Origin of the sequence: Hymenobacter gummosus (genome assembly GCF_003970915.1) — a bacterium.
Classification (GTDB): Bacteria; Bacteroidota; Bacteroidia; order Cytophagales; family Hymenobacteraceae; genus Solirubrum; species Solirubrum gummosum.
In genome coordinates this window covers 275,273-296,849 of sequence record NZ_RXOF01000006.1, presented here as the reverse complement: position 1 = coordinate 296,849, position 21,577 = coordinate 275,273, and the positions used below count along the sequence as shown (strand labels likewise).

Genomic DNA, 21,577 nt, shown 5'->3' with positions numbered 1-21,577 from the left:
CGGCTGCCGCGTTTATGCCCGCTTCTGCTTCTGCTTTCTGGTTTCGGCTGCTGCACCGCCTGGGCAGCCTGCCGGCCCTGCTGCGCCTGCTGGTAGCCGCCGCGCTGGCGGCCGTCACCTATGGCCTGCTGCCCGCCGGGCCGCACCTGCTCACCCGCGTGGTAGCCGGCTGGGACGCCTTTGCCCTTGTGTCGCTGCTGCTCTTGTGGGCCGCCATCGTCACGGCCGACGCCGACCATATCCGGGCCGTGGTGCGCGTCGAAGACCCTGGCCGGCGCTGGTCGTTCGTGTTTATCCTGCTGGCTTCGCTGGCCAGCCTGCTGGCCGTGGTGGCCCTGCTCGACGTGCTGCGCGCCCGCACCACCGGGCCGCTGGGGCCGTACGCGCTGCTGTCGGTAACGGGCGTCATGGCGGCCTGGCTGCTGGTGCACACCCTGTTTACCCTGCGCTACGCCCACCTGTACTACGACCCCGACCTCGACGGCGGCGAAGGCGGCCTGCTGTTTCCCGGCGCCGCCGCCGCCCCCGACTACCTCGACTTTGCCTACTTCGCCTTCGTCATCGGCATGACGGCCCAGACGGCCGACATCAGCATCAGCGGCCGGCTGCTGCGGCGCCTGGCCCTGCTGCACGGGCTGATTTCCTTCGGCTTCAACACGGCCGTGGTGGCCCTGACGGTGGGCGCCGTGGCGGGCGTGCTGTGAGGCGCGGCGCTGAGCAACCAAATAGCGGGAGAATAGTGGTGTTAAAGCAGTGAAAAGTTAGCTGGAATAAGTCCAGAGTCGTTTTAAATTCGCTCGCCTAACTCACGGGCGGCCAGCTGCGCGTACCGGGTGCCAAGCCCGGGCTGATGATGCATTGATCCAGCGGTTTTCGTCCATCAGCTTCCTACCCATCACCTTTCTTTTATGCAACATTCCTACCATCCCTGGGCGACGTTTCGCGCCCGCCTGCCGCTGCTGACCCTGGCGGCGGGCCTCTTCATCGGTGCTCCGGCGGCGGCGCAGCAGGCCGGTACGCTGGACGCAAGCTTCGGCACCGGCGGCCGCGTGCTCGGCACCTTTCTATCCACCAGCGGCTCCGACGTGGCCAAGGACGTCATCGTGCAGCCCGACGGCAAAATCGTGGTGGCCGGGCAAACCAACGCCGGGGCCGAACTGGCCCGCTTCAACGCCGACGGCACGCCCGATACTTCCTTCGGTACCGGCGGCAAAGCCTCCTACGCGTTCGGGGCTGTAACCGTCGGGAGCCTGACCAGCACGCTGCCCTCGCGGCCGCGCACCCTGCAGCGCCTCGCCAACGGGCAATACTACCTGGTGGGCCGCACGGGCTCGGCCGGCTTTGTGGCCCGCATTCAGCCCGACGGCACCCTCGATGCCACGTTCGGCACCGGCGGCGTGGTGAAGATGCAGCCCGGCTCGCACGGCCAGACCACCTACGACCTGGGCCTGCAATCCAGCGGCAAGGTGGTGCTGTTCAACACCGTGGCCAACAACAGCTCTTATTCGGCAACGATTAACCGGCACAATACCAACGGCAGCCAGGACCTGGGCTTTGGACCCACCGGCTCGGTTTTCATCACTTTTCTCAGCAATCAGCCCGCTATTGGTGGTTTGCACGACGCGGGCCTGACGGCCGGCAAAGTCCTGGACAACGACCAGCTGCTGGTGGCGGGCATGCAGTTTAACGCCGCCTACGGCTACTGCGTGGGCCTGGCGCGCCTGCAGGCCAACGGCGCCCTCGATACTTCCTTTGACACGGACGGCATTGCCACCCTGCCCCGCACGGTGGGCGGCTCCACCGTCAGCACCATTACCTACGCCCTGGCCGTGCAGCCCGATGGCAAGGCCCTGGTAGCCGGCTCGTACGCCGTCGACGGGTCGAATTTCGGGCAGTGCATGGTGGCCCGCTTCGGCACCGACGGCGCCCTGGATACTTCCTTCGGCACCGGCGGCATCGTCACGCTGAGCTTCCCTGGGAAAGTGGGGCAGACGTTTACCAGCCTGGCCCTGCAGCCCGACGGGAAGATGGTAGCGGCGGGCTACGTGCAAAACAGCGCCTCCAACAACTCCGACACGGATTTCCTGCTGGTGCGCCTGAACGCGGACGGCACCCCGGATAGCGGCTTCGGCACCAACGGGGCCGCCCTACTGAACGAAAATACCCAGGACATTTTCCGCACCGTGGCCCTGCAGGCCAACGGCGCCATTGTGGCCGTCGGCTACGCGGCCAGCGGGGGCGGCACGCTCAGCCAGGGCCTTTCGGATGGGGGCAGCAACGGCAGCTACTTCAACATCAACGACGACTATTTCAACAACCCGCAGAATAGCCAGTTTGGGGTGTACCGCTTCCGGGGTGCCGCCACGCCGCTGCCGCCGTTTACCTGGACTGGAGCGGCGTCCGCCGTCTGGACTGATCCGGCCAACTGGAGCAGCAACCAAGTGCCCGGCGCCGCCGACGACGCCACTATTCCCGGCGGCCTGACGCGCTACCCGGTGCTGAGCGGCAACCAGGCCGTGCGCGGGCTGAACCTGCAAACCACCGCCACGCTCACGCAGAACGCGGGCACGCTGACGGTCAACGGGGCATTTGTGAGTGCGGGCACGTTTACCCAAGCGGGCGGCACGCTGGCCCTGGCCGGCAGCTCCGCCCAGACGCTGGGCGCCGCCGCGCGCACCACTTCCCTGCTCAACCTGCAGGTGGGCGCCGCCGGGGCCGCCCTCAGCGGGCCGGTGCAGGTGCGCGGCCTGCTCACGCTGCAGGGCAATCTGACGGCTACCTTCCAGCAGCCCCTGACCCTGGTTTCCGACGCCAATGGCACAGCTTCGGTGTACAACAACGGCGGGGCCGTGCTCGGCCCCGTGACGGTGCAGCGCTACCTCAGCCCGGGCCTCAATCCTGGTCCGGGCTACCGGCACCTGAGCAGCCCGGTGGCAGTGGGCGGCCGCGTGGCCAACCTGGCCCCGGGCACGGCCGTCATCAACCCGACCTATAACTCGTCGGCCAACCCGGCCTTGGTCACGCCCTTCCCCACGGTGTTCACCTACAACGAGCAGCGGCTGACCGGCTCGGGCGCTACGGCCAGCTTCGACTACGGCTGGGAGTCGCCGTCGGCGCTGAGCGAGGCGCTGGTGCCCGGCCGGGGCTACACCTCGAACACGGCCCCGGCCACGCTGACCTTCGATGGGCAGCTCACCAACGGCCCGGTGAATATTCCGCTGGTGCGCAGTGCCGCCGGTCAGGGCTGGAACCTGGTGGGCAACCCCTACCCCTCGCCGCTGGACTGGGACCAGGTAGTGCTGCCCGCCACCATCGACGGCGCCGCGTACGTGTACCGTTCCACCGGCCCCTACACCGGCGGCTACCAGGCCTACGTGAATGGGGTAGGAGCCCCGGGCGCCCGCGTGCTGGCCATGGGGCAGGCCTTCTTCGTGCGCGCCAACACGGGCACCCCGACGCTGGCCCTGACCAACGCCGCCCGCCCCACGACCCTGCTGAATCCGGCCCTGAACCGCACCCTCGAAACGCGGCCCCTGCTGGCCCTGACGGTGCGCGGCGCGGGCAGCAGCCCCGCTGCGGATGACGTCTTCTTTGTCTACCAGCAAGCCGGCGCCACGCCGGGCTTCGACGGCCGCTTCGACGCGCTGAAAGTGCAGCTCAACGGTGGGCAGCAGCCCAGCCTCTACCAGCAGGTCGGGGCCGAGGGGCTGAGCATTCAGGGCCTGCCGACCGGAAACCAGCCCCTGAGCCTGCCGCTGACGGTGTATGCTCCCCAGGCCGGCACCTACGCGTTTGAGGCGACGCAGCTGCTCAACTTGCCCGCGGCTGGTACCTACCTGGAAGACCGACAGACTGGTGCCTGGCACGAGCTGAGCCAGGGAGCCTACAGCGCCCAGCTGGCTCAGGGCCTGACGGCCACGCGCTTCGTGCTGCACCTGCACGCGGCCCGCCCCCTGGCCACCGCCAAGCAGCTCAGCGCTGCCCTGGCTGTGTACCCCAACCCTGCCAGCGGCCGCCAAGCCACGGTGGAGGCCTCCGGCCTGCCCGCGGGCCCGGCCACGCTGCGCCTGCTCAATAGTCTGGGCCAGGTAGTGCGCGCAGAAACGCTGCAGGTGCGTGGTATCCTGCGTCACGAACTGCTGCTGACCGGCCTGGCCGAGGGCGTGTATTCGCTGCAGCTGAGCACGGCGGCCGGCACGGCTACCCAGCGCCTGGTCGTGCAATAAACCAGTCTTCCGAGCGGAAAACGGGCCGCTACGCCGCGCAGCGTAGCGGCCCGTTTTTGTTAGGGCCCGGCGCGTCCGTTAGCGGGCCAGTACCTGGTCGAGCACGTGCAGGGTGCCGTTGCTGGCGACTAAATCGGCGGTTGAAATGGTGGCCTGCCGGCCGGCTTCGTCGGTCAGCACCACGTTGCCGCCGCTGCGGCTTACCTGCAGCTTGGCGCCGGTGATGGTGCGCAGCACGCGCCCGTGGCTGAGGTCGGCCTCGCGCAGGTTCAGCGGCACGATGTGGGCCCCGAGCAGGGCGTATAGTTGAGCGCGGTTGGCCGGCTTCCACAGCTCATCGAGGGCGCCGGCGGGCAGCTGGGCGAAAGCCGCGTCGCCGGGCACAAATACCGTGTGGGGGCTGCTGCCCTGCAGCCGCTGCACCAGCACCGCCCGCTCAGCCGACTGCACGAAGGCTTTAAAACCAAGATCTTCCAGGTTTTCGATGATGGTGCGGTGGGGCGAGGCGTTGGGCCCGTTCACGACGCCCGGCAGCGTTATCGGGCCGGGCGTTGGGGTGCCCGGCTGCCGGGCCAGGGCGGCCGCCTTCACGTGCGCTACGGATTTGCGGAAAGGGCTGGTCGAGGGGCTTTGCTGGGCGAAGCTGGCCACGGGGGTGACTAGGGCAAGGAGGAGCAGAATGCGCTTGAACATGGGAGTCGGAGAATCAGAAGATGAGACAAAGAGGGCGGGCCGCAAAGGCCGGTCCAGCGGCCGGAAACGCCCCGTCGGGCTGGGCTGGCTGGGGAGGTAGTAGCTACAGCACAAAGGTAGATTGGTATTATTCCGGTTGTTAATGTGTATTATCGCATGATAATGTGCTGCCAGCCTCGCATAAGCATGTGGCAAACCCATACAACCAAGCGCCGCCGCGCCGCCACGCGCCGAGCCCTGGGACGATGGCGAATGGGCCCGGGGCGGGCAAAAACGCGGTTGCTGATGGCACCAAGGCCGCGGCTCCGGGCGCCGGACGCGGCGGGGCGGGGGCGGCTTTATCCCCCAAATAGGGTACACGCCAGGTTTGGCGCGTTCGGGCTGAAGTAGGATGTTTGTGCCGGGAAGTGGCTGCCGCCGGCCGTTCACTTACCCTTTTCTGTCGTTCACTTACCTAATCCGGCCGCTCCGCCCCGGAAAAGTGCAGACAGATATAGAATATGTGTCGGCTTACCTTACCTTCGTAAGGCTTAATGCTTTGGCTATGAAACACGCGTACGCACTTTGCACCCTGGGTCTGCTCGGCCTGGCAGCTTCCGCTTCGGCCCAAACCCTGACCAACAACGGCGCTACGCTGACCGTGGGCAGCGGGGCCACGCTCTACGTAAGCGGGGGCTTCGAAAACAAGAGCGGCAGCACCCTGCTCAACAACGGCACCCTGCAGGTCACCGGCGACGTAACCAACGCCGGGACCGTGGACGCCGCCGGCACGGGCACACTCAGCCTCACCGGCACCACCAACCAAGCCTTGAACACGGCCGGCGCTTCGTTTGCCAACATCACGGTGGATAAGGCCACCGCCGGCAGCAACGAGGTGACCGTGCCCACCGACGTTACCGTGACCGGGCAGCTGCTGCTGACCAACGGCGTGGTGCGCACCGCGCAGGCGGCGAAAGTGGTGCTGGGTACCAGCGCCACGCTGACGGGCGAAACCGCCGGCCGCTACGTGAAGGGCAACCTGCAGATGCAGCGCACCGGCGTCAGTGGCAACACCCTGGTGACCTTCCCCGACGGCACCCGGCTGGCGCCCAACAGCAACAACCTGGGAACCATCACCCTCACGCGCACGGCTGGCCTGAACATTCCGGACGTGAGCTACGGCACCAACAACAACGGCAACAAGGGCATCGACCGCATCTGGCGCTTCGTGGCCGATGGCACCCAGCCTTCGGCGTCCAGGCCCGTCACCATCACGCTGGGCTGGGTGTCGGACGACGACAACGGCAATACCAACCTCACCCAGTCGCGCGTGTGGCGCCGCGCGACGGTGCCCCTGACCGGACCCTGGGTAACGCAGCAGACGCCCGTCGACGCGAGCAGCCGGAGCATCAGCAGCCCGGCCGACGAGCTGGGCTACTTCTCCGTTTCGAACATTGCCAACCCGCTGCCGGTAGAGCTGCTCAGCTTTACGGCCGAGCGCCGCGGCACCGACGGCCTGTTGCGCTGGGCCACGGCCCAGGAAAAAGACAACGCCCGCTTTGAGGTGGAAGTCAGCACCGACGGTCAGCAGTTCCGCCGCCTGGGCACGGTGGCCGGGCAGGGCACCAGCACCACGCGCCACGACTACGAGTACCTGGATGCCCGCCTGGCCCGCTACGGCGCGCCCCTGCTTTACTACCGCCTGCGCCAGGTAGACACCAACGGCAAGGAAACCCTCTCGCCGGTGCGCACGCTCAGCGTCGAAGCCGGTAGCTTTGCCGCCCAGGCCCTGCCCAACCCCTTCGGCGGCGACGGCCTGAAAGTGACGGTGCGTACCGCGGAAGCCGGCCCCGCCACGCTGAGCCTGCACGATGCCGTGGGCCGCGTGCTTATCAGCCAGCAGAGCGAGCTGCCCGTAGGCGGCGCTACCCTGAGCCTGCAGGAAGCCGGTAAGCTGTCCATCGGCGTATACTTCCTGACGGTGCGCCAGGGCAAGCAGCAAGCCACCCTGAAAGTGGTGCGCGAGTAGTCAGCTGCTTAACTTCTGACGGTATATCGAAACCGCCCGGCTCGTCAGCCGGGCGGTTTTTGTTGGGGGCCGGCGCGGCAGGCGAAGGTGTGAGGGCGCGCAGCGCGCGGGACGGAGGGCTATTGTCACTATATTGGGTAGTTAGTTTCCGTTCCATCCGTTCTTCGTCCGATGACTTCCGCTCCCGATACCCTCGTGCCCCCGGCCGCCCCGGTTCACTTCGCCGCCGCGCCCAAACCCCGCAAGCGCGACCGGGTGAAGGAAGCCTTCTTCATGACCCAGAACGTGGTGCGCGGCAACCTGATTCACAACACCGGCGGGGCCCTGCACGTGATGCGGCTGCTCTCGATTCACCGCATGCCGGCCGGCCTGCTGAGCGCCGAGCACCCCTGGGTGACCGGCCTGATGCCCGGCACCGAGGAGCCGGTGTGGGCCCGCAACATTGCTTTCCGCACGCCGGTGGGCACCGAGTGGGCCCGGCCCGGCTACGCGCCCGAGTCCGACGAGGCCATTGTGGGCAAGGTGGGACGGTTTCTGGCCGCCATGGTGCGCAAATCGGTGCCGACGCCGGAAATAGCCCACGGCCCGCAGCGGCGCATGCCCCACGCCATCAACTACCTGCACGGCGCGGTGCACTACAATGGGCTGGTGCTGCTGTTCAACACCTTCGCCGAGGCCATGCACTACCTGGCCGATACGCGCTTCCGCAAGGAGCTGCGCCGCCTGATCCGCACGGAGCGGCGGGAGGTGACGCTGGTGTTCCGGGAGCGGAACTACGACCCGGCCGAGTTTGCCTACTTCTCGGCCTTCGTGATGTCGCACCTGCCCTGGTTTGCCAACGTGAATGGGGCCGGCCGCAAGGTCATGTGGGGCAACCCCTCGCCCTACCCGGCCTCCAACATCATCAACGGCGCCTGGGTGGCCGATATCAGCCGCCTGCGCCACGGCGACGCGGCCAGTATCGTGCGGCCGCCGCTCACGCCGGGCCTGTACTTCCAGGGCGACTACGGCGTGCCCACCCGCGGCTTTCACTCCCTGGAGCGGCTGCACGCGTTTCTGATCAACAACTGGGTGCGGCGGCGCGGCTTCCGCGGTGGCCTGTTCTTCGTCGACCGCCGCCGCATCGAGCCGGAGCGTTACCAGCAGTACCAGCAAACCCAGGGCGCCGACTGGACCGGCAACCTGCCCCTGGACAACCCGCTGCGCCGCCGCTGGACGCGCCGCCGCTCGGCCCCGCGCCCGTAAGCGGGCGTAGAGCCGAAGGTCGGCGTAGCCAACGATATTGTCAGCGAAACTGTGGGCTATGAATCAGCCCCAGCGAATCAGGGCGCGGTACACCTGCACCAGCCGCGGCTGCGAGGCGCCCAGGCGGTAAAGCACGCAGAGCAGCGCGAATATTCCCTGCAGCCGGAATACGCCGTTGACCAGGTACTTGCGCGCCGAGGTCGTCACCGTGGCTGGTAGCACCACGAAGCGGCCGTGGCGCCGCAGCCGCCCGATGATTTCCTGGTCTTCGAGCACGAGCATATCGGTGCGGAAGCCGCCGGCCCGCTCAAACACGGCGCGGTGCACGAACAGGCTTTGGTCGCCGAAGCGGATGATGTCGGCCGGGAAGCGCGTAAACCAGGCGTTCAGCCGCAGAAACCAGTGCGGGTGGTCGAAGCGCAGGCGGAAGCAGCCGCTGCCGTAGCCCTGGGCCGCGGCCCGGCGGATGCGCGCCAGAAAGTCGGCGGGCGGGAAGGTGTCGGCGTGCAGGAAGTACAGCAGCTCCCCGCGGGCCTGGGCGGCGCCGTGGTTCATCTGGGCGGCCCGGCCGCGCTGCGGGCACGGCAGCACCCGGGCGCCGGCCGCGGCGGCTTCGGCGGCGGTGGCGTCGGTGCTCTGCCCGTCGGCCACCAGGATTTCCAGCCCCTGCTCGTCCGGCCCCGCCGCCTCACGCAGGTAGCGCAGCAGCGGGCCGATGTGGCCGGCCTCGTTGTAGGCGGGGATGATGATGCTGACGGAAAGCAGACTCATGGCGGGCAGGGCGGGTAAGCGGGCATACGGAGGGCGCCACCGGCCGGCGAAAATAAAAAAGCCAACCAGCCCCAGGGCTGGTTGGCTTTTCTTCCACTAGAACGTTAGTGCACTAGACCGTCATGTCGAGCGAAGTCGAGACATCTCGCGTGCGGATGGCAGATAGCAACTCAATCGTTCAACGAGAGAATTACTATACAGCGAGATGTCTCGACAAGCTCGACATGACGTTCCTTTTGCTTTCAACGTCAGCCGAATGGACTACCAGATGCGGACCCGGGCCGAATCGGCGCGGTAGAGCTGCTGGCCGGGCTGCACGTTGAAGGCCTCGTAGAAAGCGGGCACGTCGGCCATGGGGCCGTTCACGCGGTACTTGGCCGGGGAGTGCACGTCGGTCATGATGCGCTGGGCCAGCTGCTCGTCGCGCTGGTGGCTTTGCCAGCCCAGGGCGTAGCCCAGGAAGTAGCGCTGCTGGGGCGTGAGGCCACCGATTTTCTCGCCCTTCTTGAACTGCTCGGTCTTTTTGAACGCGTCGTAGGCAATGACGATGCCGCCCAGGTCGGCAATGTTTTCGCCCGCCGTGGCCTGCCCGTTGATGTGCAGGGAGTCGAGCACGGTGTAGCCGTTGAACTGGCGCACAATCTGGTTGACGCGCTTCTTAAACTCGGCCCGGTCCTGCTTGGTCCACCAGTCGCGCAGGTTGCCCTTCTCGTCGAACTGGCTGCCCTCGTCGTCGAAGCCGTGGGTCAGCTCGTGGCCGATGGTGCTGGCCCCGGCGTAGCCGTAGATGGTCGCGTCGTCGGCGTCCTCATCCTTCACGCCCGGAATGGCAAAAATGGCCGCCGGCAGCACAATCTCGTTGTTCGAGGGGTTGTAATAGGCGTTGTAGGTCTGCGGCGTCATGTCCCACTCGGTGCGGTCCACGGGCTTGCCCAGCTTGCTGATGTTGTAGCGGTACTTCCACTCGTTGGCGCGCATCACGTTCTGCGCGTACGAGTCGCGCTTCACGTCCAGCGAGGAGTAGTCCTTCCACTTATCCGGGTAGCCGACTTTCTTGGTAATGCTGTTGAGCTTCACCAGGGCCTTCTGCTTGGTGGCGGGGCTCATCCAGTCGAGCTGCTGAATATGCTCGCGGAAGGCCACCACCACGTTTTCGGTGAGCTGCTCGTAGCGCTGCTTGGTGGCCGGCGTGAAGTACTCCTTCACGAACAGCTGCCCCAGCGCCTCGCCCATAGCCGATTCCTCGGCGTCGAGCACGCGCTTCCAGCGGGGGCGCTGCTGCTTGCTGCCCTGCAGGATGGAGCCGTAGAAGCGGAAGTTTTCCTGGTCGAAGTCCTGGCTGAGCGTGGGGGCGTAGGCGTGCACCAGTTGCCACTGCAGGTAAGCGCGCCAGTCCTCCGCCGGCGCCGACTTCAGCAGCTGGCCCACCGTGCGGTAGAACTCCGGCTGGCCCACGATGACCGTGTCCACCTTGCCCAGCTGCATCTGCCCGAGCACCGGGCGCCAGTCGAGGCCCGGCGTGAGCTTGGGCAGCTCGGCCACGGCCATCTTGTTGTAGTTGGCGTACGGGTCGCGCAGGGCTTCGAGCTTGCGCGAGGAGGCAGCCAGCTTGGTTTCCAGCGCCAGCACCCGGGCCGCGTTCTGCTTGGCCGTGAGGGAGTCCTGGCCCAGCAGCTGCAGCATGCGCTGCACGTGGCGGGGGTAGGCGCGGCGGATGCCGGCCGTGCGGGCGTCCTTGTTGAAGTAGTAGTCGCGGTTGGGCAAACCCAGGCCGCTTTGATACAGGTACAGCGCCATTTTCTCGCTGTTCTTGGCGTCCTGCGCCACGCCGGGGCCGATGAGGGCGTCGACGCCAATCATCTGGAGGCGGGCCACCACGGCCGGCACGTCGGCGCCGGAGCGGATGGCGGCAATGCGGTCCAGCTCGGCCTTGAGCGGGGCGGCGCCCTGCTTGTCGATGGCGGCGGAGTCCATGCCGGTGGCCCAGAAGTCGCCGATTTTCTGCTGGGTGCTGCCATCGGCCGCTTTGGCCTTCGCGGCGTCTTCGCTCAGGGCGCGCAGGCGGGCGTACACCTCGTTCTGCACCTCCTTGCCGATGCCCCAGTTGCTTTCCGAAGCCGGAATGGGGTGCTGCTTGAGCCAGGTGCCGTTGGCGTACTGGAAAAAGTCGTCGCCGGGGCGGGCGGTGGTGTCGAGGCTGGCCTGCAGCACGTCGGGCTTGGCGGCGGCGGAGCCGCCCGACTGGCAGCCGACGAGCAGGGCGGAACCAGCCAGGGGTGCGGCCAGCAGCCAGCGGCCGATGGCGGAAAGCTGAGTCATGGGGTAAAGGGTAGGGGAGTAGAAAGGTTGGGCCGAAAGACGGCGCGGTCGGGCTTAGGCTGCAAGGTAAGCGGCGCGTTGCGGCTAGCTGCGCAAGGTGTCTGCGGCGCGGCGCCGTGCCTCAGGGCTAGAAGCTAATCCGGTGCGGTGCCCTCCTGAATATACCCTCCTCCTGCCAGCACCGCAAAGGCCTGATCAGAGCTCCTGCGCTGAACTATTGGCAGCCACAGTCTATCCACAGGCCCACAAAACATAGTTTCGCTCATATGCTTTTCAGGTACCAAATATTCCCATTATGAGAATATTTAGCGGATGTGATTATCTCGACAATAATTTTGCTTAAACTTGAACGCCGGCCCGCTTTCCGGGCCGTTGCGCCGCTCCCGCTCCCTCTCACACACCTGTCCTGCAACTACTGGCTTCCCTTGCCGCCCTGCCCCTGAGCAGGCCGACGAGGCGGGCCGACGATAAGCCGTTTCCGCTGCCCTGGGCCGCGCCGAAACGCAGGCAGGTGTTTTGAGCCGGCCGGGGTTGCAGCCCCGCTGCCCATCAAAATTACTTCGCCGGCCTTGCCGCCCTGGCTGATTCACCTGCAGCCGGTGGGTCGGGCTATGCTTATCGTCGGGCCGACGCGCCCCGGCGCAGACCTGCCATACCGGTGGCGGGTCTGGCGCCGGTGGCCAGGAAGCTGATAGTGCCTGAAGCTGTCCTTCCCAAACCCTAGCTCCACGCTATGCCCGCCCCCACGGCCTTTATGGCCTTTTCCAGTGCCCTGACCGGCTTTTCGCTGGTCGAGCTATTCGGCACCGGCGTCGCCGATACCTACTACGACGCCCTGGTCCACATCCTGAGTCAAGCTACCGTCGACGAGCTGCTGGCCGCTTACGAGCCGGGCGGCGAGGCCGGGCTGCCGCGGCTGCTGGCCCACCCGCTCTACGGCCCGCTGGCCCGCAATGTCATCAAGCTCTGGTACACCGGCAGCTGGGAGCAGTTGCCGCCGGCCGTGGTGCTGCGCCTGCCCGTGGCCCCCGTCGACAACGTGCCGCGCGTCATCAGCGCCGAGACTTACCTCGAAGGGCTGATGTGGAAGGCCATCGGCGCGCACCCCATGGGCGGCAAGCCCCTGGGCTACGGCGTGTGGGCCGAGGCCCCGGCCGGGCATACTCACTAAGCATCGTCTCCTCCCGCAGCCTGTTCCCCTATGCACAAACTCGAACACTACGACGTGGTCATCGTCGGCGGCGGCATTGCCGGCGCCATCATGGCCAAGCAGCTCAGCCACCAGCAGCAGCGGGTGCTGGTGCTGGAAGCCGGCGCCGGCGACCCGACGCTGCCCTACGACAGCTACCTGGCCTACCTCGACGAGTATTACCGGGCCAACATCAAGGTGCCCAACGCGCCCTACCCCGACAACCCCAACGCCCCGCAGCCCTCGGTGCTCGACACGGCGCCCATCGCGCCGCCGGTGCCCAACACCGCCGGCTACTTCGTGCAGCGCGGCCCCAACTCCTACGGCAGCGACTACACCCGCGCCCTGGGCGGCACCACCCTGCACTGGCTGGGCACCACCCTGCGCATGCTGCCCGAGGATTTTGAGCTGCACTCGCGCTACGGCCGCGGCGTCGACTGGCCCATTTCCTACGACGATTTGCTGCCCTACTACGAAATGGCGGAGCGCGAAATCGGCGTGTCGGCCGACGTGGAGGACCAGCAGTTTCTGGGTCTGCACTTCAGCCCGGGCTACGTGTTTCCGATGCACAAAATCCCGCAGAGCTACCTCGATATGTGGCTCACGGAGAAGCTGGCCGACCTGCAGGTGGAGCGCGACGGGCAGGCTTACCCGGTGCGGGTAGTCAGCACGCCGCAGGGCCGCAACGGCATGCCCAACCCGGCCTACAACAACGGGGAAGGCTACGTGCCGGTGGGCGCCGTGGGCCGGCCCGACCTCGGGCAGCGCTGCCAGGGCAACTCCAGCTGCGTGCCCATCTGCCCGGTGCAGGCCAAATACAACGCCTGGAAAACCCTGGCCGCCGCCAACCCCGCGTACGTGGAAGTGCAAACCCAGTGCGTAGCCAGCCGGGTACTCGTCGACGGCAGCAGCGGCTACATCACTGGCATCGAGTACAAGCACTACGACAGCCAGAACTCGGGCGCCTACACCACCCACGTGGCCCGCGGCACCCGCTACGTGCTGGCCGCCCACGCCATCGAAAACGCCAAGCTGCTGCTGGCCTCGAACGTGGCCAACCGCAGCGGGCAGGTGGGCCGCAACCTCATGGACCACCCCGTGCTGCTGACCTGGGCCCTGTTGCCGGAGGCCACCGGGCCCTTCCGCGGGCCGGGCTCCACCTCGGGCATTCCGTCGTTGCGCGGCGGGGAGTTTCGCGCCAACGGGGCCGCCTGGCGCGTCGAAATCGACAACTGGGGCTGGAACTGGCCCACCGGCGCGCCCTACAGCTCGGTGGATCAGCTGGTCGACGGTGAGGGGCGCTACGGGGCCGATCTGCGCCAGCGCCTGAACGCCATTATCCAGGGCCAGGTGCGCCTGGGCTTCCTGGTGGAGCAGCTGCCCGACCCATTCAACCGCGTCACCATCGACCCGGACTACATGGACCGGCTGGGCAACTACCGCCCCGTCATCGACTACACCATCACCGACTACACCAGCGCCGGCTTTGCGGCCGCCAAGCAGGTGTCGGATGCCATCTACGACCACCTCTGGGCCACCGACTACACCAGCTACAGCCCCGCCGACGCCGGCCACGTGACCTACCGCGGCCAGGGCTACTCCTACCGCGGCGCCGGGCACTACGTGGGCACCCACCGCATGGGCACCGACCCCGATACCTCGGTGGTGGACCCGCGGCAGCGCAGCTGGGACCACCCGAACCTGTACCTGGTCGGCTGCGGCAACATGCCCACCATTGCCACCTCCAACCCCACGCTCACCATGGCCGCGCTGACCTTCTGGGCCGCCCGGAACCTGCTGGAGGACATTGCCGCCGACAAGGTGCTGGCCGGGGCTGAATTGAGCGCCTTGGCTGAGTAGTATCCGTTCCCCTATTCGCTTATTCCCTATGCTGGACCAAGCCCTGAAACACCTGCACGACGAACTGCAGAAGGCCATTGAGCTGGAATTCTCCACGATTCCGCCCTACCTCACGGCCATGTATTCCATCAAGCCCGGCACCAACCAGGCGGCCTACGACGTCATCCGCAGCGTGGTGATGGAGGAGATGCTGCACCTGACGCTGGCCGCCAACGTGCTCAACGCCATCGGTGGGCGGCCCGCGCTGAACGTGGCCGAGCTGCTGCCGGAGTACCCCATCAAGCTCAAGTTTACCGACCGGCAGTTTCCCATCGGCCTGCTCAAGTTCTCGCCCGAGGCCGTTGATACCTTCCTCAAAATCGAGATGCCCGCCCGGCTGATACCGAGCGGCCGGCTGGCCGGGCGCCCCGACCGTATGCTGCTCGGCGGCTTCCGCGACGTGGATTTGACCGGCCGCACCATCGGCGAGTTCTACGCCGATTTGATCCTGGCCCTGGAGGACGCCTGCGCCCAGTACGGCGAGGAACAGGTGTTCTGCGGCGACGCGACCCGGCAGGTCGACACCCGCTACTACTACAACGGCGGCGGCGAGGCCCTGTTCATCAACTCCCTGAAAACGGCCAAGCAGGCCCTGGGCCTCATCGTGGATCAGGGCGAAGCGGGCGGCGACTCCCTCTCCGACGGCGACACCACTTTCGGGCAGGCCTACGAGGTGGCGCACTACTACCGCTTCAACGAAATCAGGCAGCGGCGCTACTACGCCCCCACCGACAAATTCGGCGACCAGCCTTCCGGCCCGGAAATGCTGGTTGACTACGAGCAGGTGTACGATATGCGGCCCAACCCGCGGCAGCAGGACCTGCCCGCCGGCTCGGAGCTGGCCGGGCTGATGAGCGAGTTCAACGAGCTGTACTCCGGCTTTATGAACGTGCTGCACGAGGCCTTCAACGGCCGCCCCGACGCGCTGCTGCAGGCCGTCACGCTCATGTTCAGCCTGAAGTACAAAGCCATTGAGCTGCTGAAAAACCCCATTCCTGACGGCAGCGGGCAGCACGCCGGCCCCGGCTTCGAGTTCGTGGGCGCGCCCGTAGCCGCCCGAATGCTGATGGCCGACGGCCCGGCCACTGCCGAAGCCGCCCCCGCCCGGGAGCCGGTGTACGACTCGGTGTAGGGCTGAGCCACGGGGCTGTCATGTCGAGCAACGCGAGACATCTGGGGTAGCACTATCGTGCAACGTCTTTACCCAGATGTCTCGCTGCCGCTCGACATGACAGCGCGCATGTAACGCTCCGACTTCGCCCGGCACGACAGCTTGACGACTGCCGGGCAAGCTTCTCCAGATTCCTTTTTCCTCCCCAACTCCTTCCCAAAACACTATGCAAACCTCGACTCCGGAAGCGCGCGTCATGGGGCAGCCGCTTCCTTCTATTCCGGCCGGCTTCGGGCTGCCGTTTTACTATTCCTCGCTCTTCAACGTGGGCGTATTCTACCAGGTGGACGTGGAGCGCGTGCGGCCCTACCTGGAAGGCAGCGGCCTGGTGCCGGCCCTGCTCGACGGGCAGGCGGTGGTGTCGTACAACTACCAGCTGTACACCGGGCAGTTTCCGCAGGGCAGCAGCGTGACGCAGGAAGTGGAGCTGAACATTCTGGCCGTGCCCGAAAACAGCCAGCAGCTCGTGGCCATCGTGTCCTTCGAGGAGTACATGCGCGGCGAGGAGCAGACCAAGCTCATGGGCAACCACCGCGTGTGGGTGCCCTGTGACAACGAAAACGCCATCCAGGCCGGTGTGCAGCTGTTCGGGGAGCCGAAGTTCAAGACCACCTTCCAGGTGCTGTTGGCCTCGCTCAACGACCCGAGCCAGCAAACCTGGATGTTCTCCGTGCAGGACCCCAGCCTCGACAACGAGTTCATCTACCGCGTCACCGTCGACATGACCGGGCTGCAGGCCTTCCCCGGCAATTTCTCGCCCATCACCGAATACGGCCGCCACGAAGGCCAGCTCATCGGCTGCCGCTGGAACATGCTGCAGCCGGTGCAGACCTACTTCCTGCAGCCCGACGCCGCCGACCGCGTGAAGCTGGAGCTGGGCCCGAGCACCCACCCGATGAAAACCGACGTGCAGCAGCTTATCGGCGACGCCCGCCCCGGCGCGGTACGCCTGACGCAGTCGGCCCCGGCGGCCATTCAGAGCCGCGCCTACTACCCTTCGCCCATCAACTAAGCCGTGCACCGGCTCGGGCTACGCCAGCGGCTCCCAGCGGGGCCGTCTGGCCGCTCCTATGCCTTTTGCTTCCTAATCAGCCCATGTCAACCCCCGCCAAATCCCGCGTGCAGGTGCTGCCGCCCACGGTCACCTTCGAGCAGAGCTGGCAGTTTCCGGCCGCGCTGCAGAGCGAAGTAGCCGCCTACGCCTGCCAGTTCTACCAGCCGTTCTGGGGCCAGTTTACCTTCCACGGCAACCAGCGCACGGCCACGCTGCCGCCCTTCGCCGGCTCCGCGGTCATCACCGAGACGCTGGTGGAGCAAACCGCCACCGGCAACAGCTACACCCTCGTGGGCCTGCCCGGCATCACCGATTACGTGGGCTCCTTCGAGCTGACGCCGCAGCGCGGCGGCAAGCACGTGCGCCTGCGCTGGCGGGTGCGCTGCCGCTACCAGAGCACCGACGCGCTGACCGTGGTGGCCCAGGTTTTTGCCGGTGGCAGCGGCCTGATGACGACGGCCCTGCAGCAGCAGTTCGACGCGCAACCGGCCGCGCATCCAGTTTAAGACAGCAAGCAAAAAGAGCGTCCTGCAGGGTGCAGCGAAGCATTTCACTTGCTGGTAGCTGATAGAAATTACTATCCGGCGAGATGCTTCGCCTTCGGCTCTGCATGACGGGCTTCTATGGGCAAACAACCCAGCCAGCCTGATTCAACCCCGACTTTCCTCGCTCCTTTTTCACTTTCCAACCCTCTTACCAAGCATGATCAACTTTACTCCCCGACTACGCGCGCTGGCCGTGGGCTGCGCCGGCCTGGCTTTCGGCGGCGCGGTGCTCTTCAGCCAGGGCTGCGTGCAGCAGAATGATTCGGCCAACGGCGAAAAAGCTGCCGACGGCACCCCGGTTAAGCTGGCCTCGCTGCCGCCCGGCAAGCTGCTGCCCCGCTTCCCCGATTTCGGCCACATGCCCGCGCCCGGGCAGTACACCGGCCGCATCTTCAAGCTCAGCCAGGAGTACCCGCAGGACAAGCCAACCATCGGCGCGGCAGAGCGCAAATTCCTCGACATCGACTTCTACAAGGACTGGAACGCCTACATCCTGGCCGTGCGGGACTACATCTACGAGGGCAACATCGAGCACGACGGGGTGGCCAACGACTTCTACCTCGAAGACAACAAGGTGCGCCGCTGGTACCACGTGCCCTGGCAGCACTACGGCCCCCACGGCCGCGAAGGCATTCACGGCCTGACCAAGGAAGGCCCGGTAAACCCGCTCACCCTGAACCCGGCCCAGAAAGACCAGTGGCAGACCTACGCCGTGGGCTTCTACAACGCCCCCGGCGGCTACACCATCGGCCGCACCTGGGCCGACGCCGAAAACCCCGACGTAACCATTACCCAGTCGGAAGGCTTCCCCGAGGGCACGGTGGTAGGTAAGGTGCTCTTTACCACCGCCCCCGTCAACCAGGTGCCCTTCCTGCAGAACCCCATCGAGTGGGACGCCTACACGGCCCTGAGCTACGCCAACGACAGCGTGCGGCAGATGAGCAAGGTGCGCTTCATCCAAATGGACATCATGGTGCGCGACTCCCGCGCGGCGGCCACCGGCGGCTGGGTGTTCGGCACCTTCGTCTACAACGGCGCGCTGAACAACAGCAACCCCTGGCTGAACGTGGTGCCCGTGGGCCTGATGTGGGGCAACGACCCGACGGTGACGGACAACATCGTCAACGCCGCGCCGGTGAAGACCATCACCAACCCCAACCTGAAGCAGACCATCATCAACACCTCGGCCCAGATGCCGCCCATGCACCTGGGCTGGGGCATGCGCCTGAACGGCCCGGTCGACAACGTGAAGTCCTCGTGCATGTCGTGCCACTCCACGGCGGAATTCCCCGAAATTTCGCCCATCATGCCCACCATGGCCACGCCGGCGCCCCAGCCCGGCACCCCGGCCTGGATGCGCTGGTTCCGCAACGTGCCCTGCGCCAAGCCCTTCGATGCGCAAGCCACCTCGGCCGACTACTCCCTGCAGCTGGCGGCCAGCATCCAGAACTTCCTGATTGCCCGCTCGGCCACCAACGGCGGCAGCTACAGCGTGCAGTACTGGAAAGGCCAGGCCATCAAGCCCATCCTGGGCATGCGCGGCACCTCGGAGCCCCAGCAGAAGCAGGAGGTGAAAGAGCTGCAGATGGTGCTGCGCCGCAAATAGGCGCTCCGCTGGGCTGAAAAACCCGAACGGCCCCGTCGGCAATTGCCGGCGGGGCCGTTTTGTTGGGGTTGGGCTGGGCGAAGCCGCTGAACGAGCGGCGGGGCTACTCCGGCAGCCGGCGCTGGGAGGAGCCGCGCACCAGCAGCTCGGGCTGCAGCACAATCTGGCGCGGGGCCAGGCGGCGGGGCTGCTCGGCCACCATATCCAGCAGCAGGCGCACGGCGGTGCGGCCCATTTCCTCGCAGCGCTGGTCCACGGTGGTCAGGTGGGGCTCGGTAAGCAGGGTGAACAGCTCGTTGCTGAAGCCGGCCAGGGCCACGTCCTCGGGAATGCGGCGGCCGGCGGCGCGCAGCACCTGCATGGCCCCGGCCACGGCCAAGTCGTTGGCCGAAAACACCGCGTCGAGGCCGGGGTTCTGGCGCAGCAGCACTTCCATGGCCTCGTGGCCCTCGGGCAAGGTCAGGTCGCAGAAGTGCACCAGCGTGGGGTCGTAGGGCAAGTCATGGTCGCGCAGGGCGTCGACGTAGGCGCGGTAGCGGTTTTTGCAGATGTTCAGGTGCTGGGGCCCGCCGATGTGGGCAATACGCGTGCAGCCCTGCCCGATGAGGTGCTTCATGGCCTGGTAGGCGCCCTGGTAGTCGTCGAGCACCACCGCGCTGACCTCCGGCGACTCCAGAATCCGGTCGAAAAACACCAGCGGAAGGTCGCGGCGGCGCACGTCCTCGAAGTGGCGCACGTCCTTGGTGGTGAGCGAGAGCGACACCAGAATGCCCTCCACCTGGGCGTTGAGCAGGGTTTCCAGATTTTTCTTCTCGTGCACCGCGTTTTCATTCGACTGGCAGATCATCACGTTGAAGCCGGCCTGGTTGGCCCCGTTCTCGATGCCCTTGAGCACCAGCGCGAAGAAATGGCCGTCGATGTGGGGCACGATGACGCCGAGCGTGTTGCTGCGGCCTTTGCGCAGGGCGGCGGCCAGCTGGTTGGGCTGGTAGTTGAGCTGCCGGGCCAGGTCCCACACCCGGCGCTTGGTGGCGTCGCTGATGCTGGCGTGGTCACTGAGGGCCCGCGAAATAGTCGACACGGACAGGTTCAGCTGAGCGGCCAGGTCGGAAATAGAAGCGCGGTGCGTGGACACGGAAGCGAAGTAAAAGCGGAAGAAGAGGCAAGTTCGGATAAATCGGGCGGTTGCCGAGCGGCCGCCGGCCCGAGTAAGCACAATGCGGCCGCGTTTCTGGTTCAACGCCCCGGTTGCCTGTCCGGATTCGGACAGTGCAAACGGTTGCACTGCCGCGCCGCCCGACCTCTCGCGCCGAACGGTCGGTAGGGGCTGAGCGCCGCGGGCCGGGGCGTTTTTGGGCAGGCAGAAAAAAATCGGCGGGCCGTCGGGTTTTTCAAGTAAGCCGCTGGTTCAGTAGTGAATAGGGCTTGCGGGCCTCAAAAAGCGGCTTTGAGCAGAAAAAACCCGGGGAGGCGCGACCTTATCGGCAGGCTTCGGCTGAAGCACGCCGCCCCAAAAACGTTCCGGCAACTTTAGCGAAATTTATGCAAACGTTTGCGCAATTCTGGTCGACTTGCTACATTCGAACCGTCAATCGTTGGTGGCGGGTGCGCAGCCCTCGGCGTCAACGGTCCTTGAATCAGATTCTTGCCCCGGTTTCGCCCGTCCGTTCCACAGCTCCTTTTCCATCTACCTTCCTCATGGGTCGTCAGCGCCACTCCTTGCAGTTAACCCGGAAGCAACAAGCTTACCTCTCCGATTTCATCAACTCCGAAACCATTTCGCGCCAGCAGCGCAACCGCGCCCAAGTGTTGCAGCACTGGCTGCTGGATATGCCGGCTCAGGAATCGGGGGAGCTGCTGGGCCTGAGCATCGACCGCGTGTACAGCATGCGCCGCTCGTTTAGCCAGCAGGGCTTCAACGACTACCTGCACGCCGTGCCGCGCTGCGGCGCCCCCACCAAGCTCACGCCCAAGCTGGAGTCGTTGCTGCGCCGCCTGATGCGCGGCCCGGCCCCGGCGGCGCACCGCCGCTGGACGCTGCCCCTGCTGGCCCAGCGCGTGGTCGAAATGGGCTACGCCGAGCGCATCTGCACCATCACGGTGCAAAAGGCCCTGAAGCAGATGAGCGCCACCACGCTGCGCGGCGGCTCGGCCCTGAAAGCGGCCGAAGCCCCCTGCGCGCTGAAGCAGGCCTCCTAATTTCCCCGAATCGACGCGGACCAGCCGGGGCCGCGCTGATGCCACCTACCCGGTGCCCGGCTAGCTGCTGCTGGGCGTTTAATCTGATTGGTCTGAAAAAGGGAAAGCCCGATTCCAGCTGGAATCGGGCTTTTTTATGGCCGTGCGGATTACTTCTTGCCCGCCGTCAGGCCCGGCCACTGGTCGGTGCGGAAGGGCGGGGCGGGCAGCCCTTCGCGGTTGTAGAGGTTGAGGAAGGGCATGTTGCCCCAGGCGTAGCGCACGGCCACCGGCCGGGGCACCTGCGGGCTATGCAGCACGATAACGTTGCCCTGCAGCTCGCCCTGGGCCCACACGAACTTCTGGTCGGCGCCGGCCAGGGCGAAGCCTTTCAGGTACGGACCACCGGCGTCGCGGAGCACCAGCTCGTGGCCGGGATTGTGGAAGGTCGCGCTTTTCCCAGATTTTGAGGAAGCACTCCTGTACGATTTCCTCCGCCTCGGGCCGGTCCTTGAGGTAGCTGTAGGCGAAGCGGTAAACCAGGGCGCTATAGTGCCGGAACAGCGCGTCGAAGGCCCGCTCGTCGCCCAGCCGCAGGCGGCGCAGGCAGTCCAGCTCGGAAAAGTCGCGCGCTATGTCCACGGCGGAAAAACCAATGAAAAGGGCATTAAAA

At 66.3% G+C, this 21,577-nt stretch carries 17 protein-coding genes; 11 read left to right on the top strand and 6 right to left on the bottom strand.

Annotated elements, in window-relative coordinates; translation table 11 throughout:
* Positions 1–14 precede the first annotated feature (14 nt).
* Positions 15–704, top strand: a complete 690-nt coding sequence (locus tag EJV47_RS12900; protein WP_126693564.1) for a DUF1345 domain-containing protein — start codon at positions 15–17, stop codon at positions 702–704.
* Between the two features lie 204 nt (positions 705–908).
* Positions 909–4,226: a T9SS type A sorting domain-containing protein gene (locus tag EJV47_RS12895; RefSeq protein WP_126693563.1), complete on the top strand. Its 3,318-nt coding sequence runs from the start codon at positions 909–911 to the stop codon at positions 4,224–4,226.
* Positions 4,227–4,304: 78 nt separating this feature from the next.
* Here EJV47_RS12895 and EJV47_RS12890 read toward each other — a convergent pair whose 3' ends face one another.
* Positions 4,305–4,919: a fasciclin domain-containing protein gene (locus EJV47_RS12890; RefSeq protein WP_165903741.1), complete on the bottom strand. Its 615-nt coding sequence runs from the start codon at positions 4,917–4,919 to the stop codon at positions 4,305–4,307.
* A 544-nt stretch (positions 4,920–5,463) separates the two neighbouring features.
* On the opposite strand from EJV47_RS12890, the gene EJV47_RS12885 reads away from it, so the two are divergent.
* Both EJV47_RS12885 and EJV47_RS12880 read left to right on the top strand, forming a co-directional pair.
* Positions 5,464–6,927, top strand: a complete 1,464-nt coding sequence (locus EJV47_RS12885; protein WP_165903740.1) for a T9SS type A sorting domain-containing protein — start codon at positions 5,464–5,466, stop codon at positions 6,925–6,927.
* A 171-nt stretch (positions 6,928–7,098) separates the two neighbouring features.
* Positions 7,099–8,172 (top strand): hypothetical protein, encoded by a 1,074-nt coding sequence (locus tag EJV47_RS12880; protein WP_126693560.1) that lies wholly within the window; start codon positions 7,099–7,101, stop codon positions 8,170–8,172.
* Positions 8,173–8,235: 63 nt separating this feature from the next.
* Here EJV47_RS12880 and EJV47_RS12875 read toward each other — a convergent pair whose 3' ends face one another.
* Together EJV47_RS12875 and EJV47_RS12870 are read right to left on the bottom strand one after the other, a co-directional pair.
* Positions 8,236–8,943: a TIGR04283 family arsenosugar biosynthesis glycosyltransferase gene (locus tag EJV47_RS12875; RefSeq protein ID WP_126693559.1), complete on the bottom strand. Its 708-nt coding sequence runs from the start codon at positions 8,941–8,943 to the stop codon at positions 8,236–8,238.
* A 261-nt stretch (positions 8,944–9,204) separates the two neighbouring features.
* A complete protein-coding gene (locus EJV47_RS12870) occupies positions 9,205–11,262 on the bottom strand; it encodes a M13 family metallopeptidase (protein ID WP_126693558.1) in 2,058 nt (685 codons plus the stop codon).
* 733 nt (positions 11,263–11,995) lie between these two features.
* On the opposite strand from EJV47_RS12870, the gene EJV47_RS12865 reads away from it, so the two are divergent.
* The 6 genes from EJV47_RS12865 to EJV47_RS12840 all read left to right on the top strand — a co-directional run bounded on the left by EJV47_RS12865 (position 11,996) and on the right by EJV47_RS12840 (position 18,726).
* Positions 11,996–12,433 carry a hypothetical protein gene (locus EJV47_RS12865; protein WP_126693557.1) on the top strand — a complete coding sequence of 146 codons (438 nt, stop codon included), beginning with the start codon at positions 11,996–11,998 and terminating at the stop codon, positions 12,431–12,433.
* A 30-nt stretch (positions 12,434–12,463) separates the two neighbouring features.
* Positions 12,464–14,311, top strand: a complete 1,848-nt coding sequence (locus EJV47_RS12860; RefSeq protein ID WP_126693556.1) for a GMC family oxidoreductase — start codon at positions 12,464–12,466, stop codon at positions 14,309–14,311.
* Between the two features lie 28 nt (positions 14,312–14,339).
* The gene (locus EJV47_RS12855) at positions 14,340–15,482 is read left to right on the top strand and encodes a ferritin-like domain-containing protein (protein WP_126693555.1); all 1,143 of its coding nucleotides are present in this window, start codon (positions 14,340–14,342) and stop codon (positions 15,480–15,482) included.
* Between the two features lie 205 nt (positions 15,483–15,687).
* A complete protein-coding gene (locus tag EJV47_RS12850) occupies positions 15,688–16,533 on the top strand; it encodes a hypothetical protein (protein WP_126693554.1) in 846 nt (281 codons plus the stop codon).
* A gap of 83 nt (positions 16,534–16,616) precedes the next feature.
* On the top strand, positions 16,617–17,081 hold the full coding sequence (locus EJV47_RS12845) for an SRPBCC family protein (protein WP_126693553.1): 465 nt from the start codon (positions 16,617–16,619) through the stop codon (positions 17,079–17,081).
* A gap of 196 nt (positions 17,082–17,277) precedes the next feature.
* Positions 17,278–18,726, top strand: coding sequence for a hypothetical protein (locus tag EJV47_RS12840; RefSeq protein WP_126693552.1), 1,449 nt, complete (start codon positions 17,278–17,280; stop codon positions 18,724–18,726).
* A 103-nt stretch (positions 18,727–18,829) separates the two neighbouring features.
* Here EJV47_RS12840 and EJV47_RS12835 read toward each other — a convergent pair whose 3' ends face one another.
* On the bottom strand, positions 18,830–19,861 hold the full coding sequence (locus tag EJV47_RS12835) for a LacI family DNA-binding transcriptional regulator (protein WP_126693551.1): 1,032 nt from the start codon (positions 19,859–19,861) through the stop codon (positions 18,830–18,832).
* Between the two features lie 563 nt (positions 19,862–20,424).
* Here EJV47_RS12835 and EJV47_RS12830 point away from each other — a divergent pair.
* Positions 20,425–20,925, top strand: coding sequence for a helix-turn-helix domain-containing protein (locus EJV47_RS12830; protein WP_126693550.1), 501 nt, complete (start codon positions 20,425–20,427; stop codon positions 20,923–20,925).
* A gap of 149 nt (positions 20,926–21,074) precedes the next feature.
* On the opposite strand, the gene EJV47_RS12825 is transcribed toward EJV47_RS12830, so the two are convergent.
* Entirely contained in the window at positions 21,075–21,326 is a 252-nt protein-coding gene (locus tag EJV47_RS12825; protein WP_126693549.1) for a hypothetical protein, read from the bottom strand.
* On the bottom strand, positions 21,214–21,546 hold the full coding sequence (locus EJV47_RS29140) for a sigma factor (protein ID WP_165903739.1): 333 nt from the start codon (positions 21,544–21,546) through the stop codon (positions 21,214–21,216). The genes EJV47_RS12825 and EJV47_RS29140 overlap by 113 nt, the downstream gene beginning before the upstream one ends.
* Between the last annotated feature and the right edge of the window lie 31 nt (positions 21,547–21,577).